Raw genomic sequence first — 8,746 nt, forward strand, 5'->3', positions numbered from 1 at the left:
AACGCCTATGACCAGACGCTGTGCCTCACGAACGGCTTCACGAATACGTCGTCGGTTGAAAATCTGATCAAGGCGACGAATCTCGGACTTATCGTAACGAATGCGCCTTTTTACCAGTACCGGGCATCGATCTCCTCTTCCATACAGGGGGTTACACCGGTGCTCACCAATGTATCCTTCGTGTTCACCTGCGATGCGACCGCTGAAACGTTCTTTCGACAGCCCTGTCTCATATCAAAGACGATAAGCGGCGGCACGATGACGCTCCTCATCAGCAATTTCTATGACCCCATCGTCAGCCGCATCGCTGCCTACGATATGGCGAGCGGTTTCTGCGCGAATATTCCCGTACTTGAATATGAGGATGCCCCCTTCTCCGCGGTACGGCGCATCGTCCTCGATCTGACCGTCCCGTATGGCAACTATTCGCTTCTCATCAGCAATCAGAACGACACGCATCCGGTCATCGTCACCAATGCGTTCATGTTCACCGTACCGACAGGACACCCCATCGATACTGCTGCGATACGAAGGACCTATGTAGCGGTGGACGAGCGTCTTTCGCTCACCTTTCGCTGCAATTTCGCGGGAACCAGAACGCTTACCTTCGATATTTTCAGCACCGGCGGACGCCTTATGCACCGCCATACGGGCATCGCGATACCGGGCGACAATAATGTCGAATGGGCGGCGCGCGGCAGATTGCCTGCCGGCGTCTATGTCTATCTCATAACGCTTCGTTCGGAAAGCGGCACCGTTGAGCAGAAGCGCGGCATGTTCGCCGTCGTCAAGTAAGCGTTCTATTTCAGCTGCCCGAGCAGATCATTGAGCGATACGCTCGCGAACCCTATCGCCTTATCGGCGATGCCGTACGGTATGATAAGCCGCCCTGCATGTACGATGGAGCCGCAGGTGTACACGACATTGGGGACATACCCGATGCGCTCATTGCCCTCCGGGGATATGAGCGGTTCATCCAGACGACCGATGACGCGCGTCGGATCGTCCTTATCGAGGAGCATGGCGCCGATGGAATATTTCCTGAGCGTTCCGACGCCATGCGTGAGCACGAGCCACCCCGCATCGGTCTCGATCGGAGAGCCGCAATTGCCGATCTGTATGAATTCCCAGGGTGCCGCCGGCCGCGCAATGAGCGTCGCCTCGTGCCAGAAATGCAGATGGTCCGAGAACATGATATAGATGTTCTCATTATCCTGCCGCGAGAGCATGGCATAGCGTCCGCTGATCTTCCGCGGAAAGAGCGCCATCCCCTTGTTCTCCACCACTTTCCCATTGAGCGTTATCATCTTGAAATGCCGAAAATCCCTTGTCTCGATTATCTGCGGAAGTATTATCTTTCCGTCGTACGCCGTATAGGTCGCATAGTATACGATCGAACCGTCATCATCGGTGAAACGCACGAAGCGCGCATCCTCGATGCCGTTCTGCTCCGTGGGTGATGAGGGGAATATCAGCCGCTCCGATATATCGGTATGCTCGTCGAATTGTATCTCATAATTCGAACGGGCGAGCCATATCATCTTCTCGGCGGTAAGCATGTCGGCCTGCGTATCACGCGAGCGCTCGGTGTGCGCGACCGTTGCGGAAAGTTCATCGAGCGTGAAATGGTCGTGCAGCGGGAGTATGGCCTCCCGCATGAAATTATTCCAGAACCCCATCTCGCGTAATTTATCGACGAACGCTTTTTTCTCGTACCGGGCGTTCTTCACGAGCTCCGCCCGGGCGACCGCACGCGATACCGCCTCCACCGTGACCGTGCCGTTACTGTTAAGCATGCCGGTGCGGAACGATATCGATGACACATGTCCTTCCCCGACCGAACGCGCGCTCATGATATAGCGCAGCGCACCCTCGCGGACGCCGCTCTGATCGGGATGTATGACGACAGACGGGTTGAACAACGCCGCGGATTCGAACGAATACTCGCAGGTGAAATACGCGCCGATGAGCCGGCTGCATTCGGTCGAAATCCCGTCGCCGGCATACGGCTCCACGAGCGAGAAATGCCGGTCGAACATGGCCGGTAAGCGCCGGTTATACGTTCCGAATTCCGCGGTCAATCGAGAGATTTCCTCGTGGACCTCGCGGGTATCGAGCGACCGCACGTGTGCGATCACCCGCCGGATGCGTTCTTCATTCGGCGGCATGAACGGGCGTATGACGATGCGCGCACTATCCGGGACGAGCATCGGCGATACTATTCGGGTGACCTTGATCGCGCGTTTCATATGGCTCCTACTCGGCAAGCGGTTCTTTCAGCGCAAGGGATTTCTCTATCTCGCTCATCTCGGCAAGTGCAAGGTGGAACGCAAGCGTCGATTCCGCACCCTCGTTCTGATTAAGCCTGTCCACGTGCAGTCCATCGCGGCAGCCGCCGGTGGCGGCATCATAGATCGAGAGCGAAAGGTCATTCCCCCCGAGGAACCATCGGAACGCACGCTCCGCTTCCCTATGCCACTGCTTCTCGCCGGTGACACGGAACGCCTCCATACATGCGGATATCGTCGCCTTCGCCTCTATCGGCTGCTGATCGTACAGCGGACGCGGCATACCCCTGCGGTAGGGCTCATTGGCCCCTATCGGTCTGAAATGCCCGGACGGCGCCGTCTGTTCTCCGATAAGCCACGAGAGCGATCCGAGACCGGCTTTCAGCATTTCATTGTTGGAAAGCCAGCGTCCGCTCAGGATCAGCGCATGCGAAAGCTTTGCGTTCACATAGGTGAGCTCATCCTCGAACCACGGCCAATCGGGCGTGGCATGGAGACGATAGAGCGCGTAGAGACGCTCTGACAATTGCTCGCGTATCTGATTGACGAACCTGTCGCCGGAAAAGCGCCTGAGATACTCATGGATACCGAGTATCGCGAACGCCCACGCCCGCGGCGATGAAAAATCACGCACGGTCGCGAGCCCCTGTTCGAAAAGTACGCCGGCCGCGCCCTGAAATCCCACGTTCTTCGATCTGCCGAGACACGTACCGAGCGCCCAGAGAGCGCGCCCGTGGCTGTCCTCGGAGCCCGCTTCCTTCACCCATGTCCTGTCGAAGCGCAGAAAGTTCCGGAAGCGTTTCGTGCCGTCATCGAACGCGTACTGAAGCGCCGCAAGATACGTCCCGGCGAGGATATCGACATCGGGGATCGTCTCCTCGGATTGAGAAGCCAACATGACCATGAGCACGAGCGCACGTGCATTATCATCGGTGCAGTACCCCTCGGAAAAATTCGGCACCGTGTACTTCGCATGCTGTATGATGCCCGTTCTGTCGGTGAGCCGCTTGATATGATCGAGCTTCTGCTCGGGGAGTTCGTGCTGTTCCTCTTCGGAGAAGACCTCGATGCATGACGCCGTGCTCTGGCGCGTCATCCGCGCTTCCTCGAATGTCTCGACATAGCGATGCGCCACGCGCGGCCATATCATGTCGCGTCCGGCGAGGTAGGCGTTCTTTCTCATCATATTGCGTTCGGCGTCATTGCCGACAAGGCGGTTGACCGCCTCCGAGATGGCGGACGGTGAATTGAACGGGATAAGTATGCCGCGGCCGTCGGCGAGCAATTCCTCGGCATGCCAGTATGGCGTGGAGATGACCGCATTGCCGATGCCGAAGGAGTACGCGAGCGTGCCCGATGTTATCTGCGCCTCACCGAGATACGGCGTGATATACACATCCGCCATGACAAGGAATTCCTTGAGCTCTTCAGCGCTCACGAAACGATTACGGAAGAGCACGTGTTTTTCTATCTTCAACTCGGCGATAAGCCGCTGCAGCGTCAGCCGATACGCTTCGCCTTCATGACGGAGCAGGCTCGGATGCGTCGCGCCGAGAACGATGTACACAAGGTTCGGGTTCACGCGAACGATGTCCGGGATAGCGCGTATCACCTGTTCAATGCCCTTGTTCGGCGACAGGAGCCCGAAGGTAAGGAGCACGGTCTTCCCCGCCACGCCGAACTGGTCCTTGTAGAAATTCGGATCGATGAACGGCATATCGGGAATGCCGTGCTGAATGAGGCGTATCTTCGCCGGCGGGATGCCGTATATCGACGTGAGAAAATCGACGGCCTTCTTCGCCATGACGACAAGAAAGCTCGAGCGCTCCGCTATCTCAAGAAGGATGCGCCGTTGCCGCGCCGTGGGATCCTTCAGTACCGTATGGAGCGTCGTGATAATGGGCATACGGAGCCGTCTGAGGAGCGACAGGATATATATCCCGTCATCGCCGCCGAATATCCCGTATTCGTGCTGGAGGCTCACCACATCGGGATTGTTTATGTTGAGGAAATCCGCCGCACGGCGATATGAGCTGAGATCGTTCTCCCGTATCTCGAAACGGACGCGTGAAGGATAGGCATATCCCTCCGGAATATCATTGACCGGAACGGCGAAACACGACAGTTCAGGGTGTGCGGATGCCACCGATTCGCAGATATCGGTGGTGAATGTGGCGATGCCGCATTGCCGCGGCAGATAATTCCCGATGAAAGCAATGGTACGGATGGTTCCTGTCATTCGCGTTCTCCTTGATCCAAACGTTCGATCTATGGGACAGTACGGCACCATGCCCTGGGCGACGAATAACGGCATGATGGACTGACATAATCATGCTTTCAAATGACTATGGGGGATGGTAACGACCAGTATATATCGAACGAGGCAATGCGCAACAGCGTATACCTCGGGAAATACGGCAAAAACGGCGAAAAAAACAATAATCCGTTCGTATTATTGTCAAATGCAGCATGATATACTACAATTTTAATGTACGATGATGGTCCAACCCCACAGGGATCATCGCCGTATTTCCCGCGTGATCATTGATCATCGTGGGAACATACCTCCTATGAGACGGACGGGTGCCACCCTCGCAACGGCGCTTGTCCGTTTTTTTTCGCCTGTGCGGCAGAATGCAGCCGGCATTGACAAAACCACGGAAATGTACCATATTGAAATGCAGCCCGAAATTGATGAGCCGAAGGTACGCGAACCATGGAAAAAAGGAAGCATGTCCGGACCGAACTGCAGTTCCCTATTACGATAAAGCATACGCTCCTGCCGGCAATACCATTCTCCGGCAAGGTTATCAATATCTCGCTTTCCGGCGTACAACTGACCTCTTCGATACCGCTCGCAGTCGGGGACAATATCGAGCTCGCGTTTAGGCTCAACAATAGGCAATACTACGACCTTCGATCGACCGTGTGCTGGCGCACGACGGAAGGTGATCGCATGAACGTGTATCGTGCGGGCATCGCGTTCTCAACACCCATCGAGATCACGGCATCAGTATAACCCGCGCTGCATTCGGCAGATACGCCTCATCGCATCCGGCGAAGGTATTCGAGGTAGCCCTCGATCTCACGGCGATAATCCTCGGGATACTTTTTTGATCTGAGTGCTTCTTCGATGCGCTTTATGCGCTCCATGCGCTCTTTGGAACTGATATCATTTTCCGTGCCGGCATACTGCTCGGCAGCACTTGACGCCTCGAACTGTCTGTCCTCTTCATTGGAGCGTTTCAATCCCTTCTCATATGAGAGCATTCGCTCAAGGAGCTTCGACTGGCGCTTGAGCATTTCATCGTATGCCTTCGCATCGAATTTTCCAGACAGAGACTTCATCTCCTGTTCGATCTTTCCCATTTCCTCCGCCATGCCCGAGAGCTCGCCAAGCCCCTTCCCCTTCGAACCAAAGGCCTTCTCTTCCCCGCCTTTGCCAGCACCCTGTGCATTTCCGCCTTGTTTGCCGGCACCCTGTGCATCACCTTGTCCATCACCCTGTGCATCGCCTGAAGTACTACCTCCCGGCTTTTTCGATAATGACTTCATGGCCTCCCGGATGAGCCGCTGCTCTTCGGCGAGCTCGGAGAGATAGTCCCCCATGCCGGACATATCGCGTTCCATGCCGGATTTCCCGAAAAGCGATCTCGTCCGCTCATTGACCGAACGCTGCCGCTCGGACATGGATGACATGCCCTCCCCTTCCCCTGACGACTGCGCATCCGCAGAATCCCTGAGCCGTATGAGCCGATAGGTGAGCGCATACTGTTTTCCGGCAAGCGTATCGAGCGATCGCTTCAGCTGATACGGGTCAAAGCGATTGTCCACCGCGCGTGAGTACTCATCGAAACCGGCAATGACCTCATCGAAAAGACCGGCGAGGTGCTCTATTCCGCGCACTGAACGTGACAGCTCACGCACCACATCGTTCTTCATGCGTGAGAGCACGCCGCGATAATGCGCAAGCTCTTTCGCTATCGTGCGCGATTCCGGCGGTATGCGGTTCAACCGTGCGCTCTGTGCCGCTTCATCGATCCAGTCCTTGTGCACGGCGATGCGCTCATTGATGCGGTGCATGCTGAACAGCGCCCCATCGATGACAGCACGAATGCGCGATGCGGCATCTTCCATCATCTCCGAAAGCATCGACTCAAGCGACGACGCAAGGGCATCGAGCGATCTGCCGGCATCCATTGCACGCGCCTTCGCCTCTTTCGCATCGGCCGGTGTACCGAGCTTGTCCATCCCCGCAAGACCGGAACGCGAAAGCGCTTCTTTCGCTTTCGCAGAACGCTCCCTGGAAAGTCCCGCGTTGTTCTCCCGTATCATCGATGACAGCGCTTTTGCACGGTCACCGATGATCTCTTCCTGACGCATGCGCTCGGCGTTATAGTCCATGCCCGATCGAAGCTCTGCGGCAAGCGCTTTCTCGCGGGAAGCCAGGTCGCGCGCCTCCCGGGAAAGGAAGGACAACCGCTCGCGATCCTTGAGCTCGGAGAGCATGGCAAGGAGATTATCAAGTTTTTTCTCGAATTGAGCGGCGCTCATGCGCACTGCGGACGACGACTTCTCCCGATCCGCAGGGTTTGCCGCTTTCATGAGCTCGTTGAAATTCCTGTCGAGTTCGGCCAGTGTTTCCCTGCTCAGCTCGGAAAGTGAGGCGCGTATATCCTTAAGCTTATCGATGACTTCGGCGGAAAGGAGCTTGTTCACCTCGGCCTCACGCGCACTTTTCTCAACGTTCGCCGCGATCGCATCGAGCTTCTTGCGCATTTCCTTCACATCATGGGAAAGCGCCTCGGCCTTCCGCTCATCGGGGGCATCACTCTTGGTCCCGAGCGCCCGGTCTCGCTTCGCCTCGCGCTCCATCGCTTCCGTGCTCTTCTTCAGCTCTTCGGCATCTGTAGCGAGCGATGAAAGCGACGTCTCCGCATCGGTGCGTTTTTTGTTCATTGCCAGGAACAGCTCCGCCATGGACGGGAATATGATGCGTCTTGTTTCCGACACGCCACCCTGACCCGCGCTGTCCTTAGCCGAAAGATAATAGGCGATCTTATACCCGGGGTTGGGCTTGAGTGAACGATAATCGAATCGGCACGAACCCATGACGCTTTTCTCGCCGGTATTCGATATTATCGATGCCACAATGGATCGATTTGACATGCGCATGCCGCCACCGTCATAAAGATCGGCATGGAGCGAGAGCGATAGAATGCCGTGGTCGTCGGACGCACGATACACGACAGAAAGCGGCGTCTGAACCTCGACGGTAATGTCGGACCGGGGCTCACGCATCTCAACGAACGGCGGCGCATCGGCAGCGAGCGACAGCCGATAGAGCGGCGTGGCAATATTGGTGAACCCGTATCTGTCGATGAGCGTAATGAACCACTCCCCTTCCTGCGAAAGCCGCATGCTGAAAGAAAGCCTGTTCTCGCGCACATACGCGCGTAGATAATTCGTCCGGTCGCGCACGATGACCGATACTATCGCGTTTGAAAGGGGATTGTTCGCCTCGGCATCGACGGATATCGAGGAGCCGCGTACCGCCTCAACATTACCGTCATCGGAAACGATGCTTCTCACCCCGTGTGACGTTGTGACAACACGTAATGCCCTTACCGCAGGCAGTTCCACAGCGCGTATCGTACGCGCCGCGGTACGCATGACGGCCGATCCTTTATATGCATGCACGGAGAACGTGAGGTCATCGGCAAGCCGCATGCGATATTCCCATCCGTTCGAAACAGCGGAGCATCGGTAACGCCTGGTCGATACTACCATGACCTCTTCCGCATCCGCGGTCACGTGAATACTCGCCTCGCCCCCGCGCACCACCGCGATGGGGCAATCGACCATGACGGCAACCGGCGATGTTACCACGAACGGCATCGACAACCAGAAGCGCGACAGCGTACGCACGGTAAGCGGCAGCAACACGACGGCCAGGACCGCGATGACGCCCCAGGAGATGAGCGCATAGCGTATGATACGCCGGGCTTCCAGACGGAACCTGAGCGGCGAGAATTGCGCACCCTTCAAACGCTCGGCAAACCCATCGATGAAACGCTGCTCCGTTTCGGAGGGCAACGCTTCGAATTCGAAATATGATCGGAGCGCAAAGCCCATGCGATAGCGGTCATCGAGCTCGCGCACAGCGGCATCAAAACCGCCGAAGCGCGAAATATGCCCGACGATATAGACGACCGCCGCTATGAACGAAATCACTGCCGCTGTCAAGAGCGCTGTCGGATGATAGATACTGATGCGAACGATGCGATCGAACACGAATAATATCGGCACTGAAAAAGAAAACACGAGAAAGAACACGCCGATGGATGCACATACATGCGCACGCCGACGTCCGCGGCGATACTGCTCGACATTCTGTCGTATTACGTCGGTATTATTCCCGGTAGTGTTCAATGCCGCTCCCGGATACGTATCATCAT

General features: G+C 56.4%; 5 protein-coding genes. 2 read left to right on the forward strand and 3 right to left on the reverse strand.

What is annotated here, in order from left to right; translation table 11 throughout:
• On the forward strand, positions 1 to 795 hold a 795-nt coding region (locus tag AABZ39_16375), incomplete at its 5' end, for a hypothetical protein (GenBank protein MEK6796358.1).
• Between the two features lie 5 nt (positions 796 to 800).
• Here the strand turns inward: AABZ39_16375 and AABZ39_16380 are convergent.
• The gene (locus tag AABZ39_16380; GenBank protein ID MEK6796359.1) at positions 801 to 2,249 is read right to left on the reverse strand and encodes a glycoside hydrolase family 130 protein; all 1,449 of its coding nucleotides are present in this window, start codon (positions 2,247 to 2,249) and stop codon (positions 801 to 803) included.
• A gap of 7 nt (positions 2,250 to 2,256) precedes the next feature.
• A complete protein-coding gene (locus tag AABZ39_16385) occupies positions 2,257 to 4,527 on the reverse strand; it encodes a glycosyltransferase family 4 protein (GenBank protein ID MEK6796360.1) in 2,271 nt (756 codons plus the stop codon).
• 477 nt (positions 4,528 to 5,004) lie between these two features.
• On the opposite strand from AABZ39_16385, the gene AABZ39_16390 reads away from it, so the two are divergent.
• Positions 5,005 to 5,307: a PilZ domain-containing protein gene (locus AABZ39_16390; GenBank protein ID MEK6796361.1), complete on the forward strand. Its 303-nt coding sequence runs from the start codon at positions 5,005 to 5,007 to the stop codon at positions 5,305 to 5,307.
• Between the two features lie 26 nt (positions 5,308 to 5,333).
• Here AABZ39_16390 and AABZ39_16395 read toward each other — a convergent pair.
• Positions 5,334 to 8,746, reverse strand: a 3,413-nt coding sequence (locus AABZ39_16395; GenBank protein ID MEK6796362.1) for a hypothetical protein, incomplete at its 5' end; no start/stop codon positions are given.

It is taken from the genome of Spirochaetota bacterium, from assembly GCA_038043445.1.
Lineage (GTDB): Bacteria > Spirochaetota > Brachyspiria > Brachyspirales > JACRPF01 > JBBTBY01.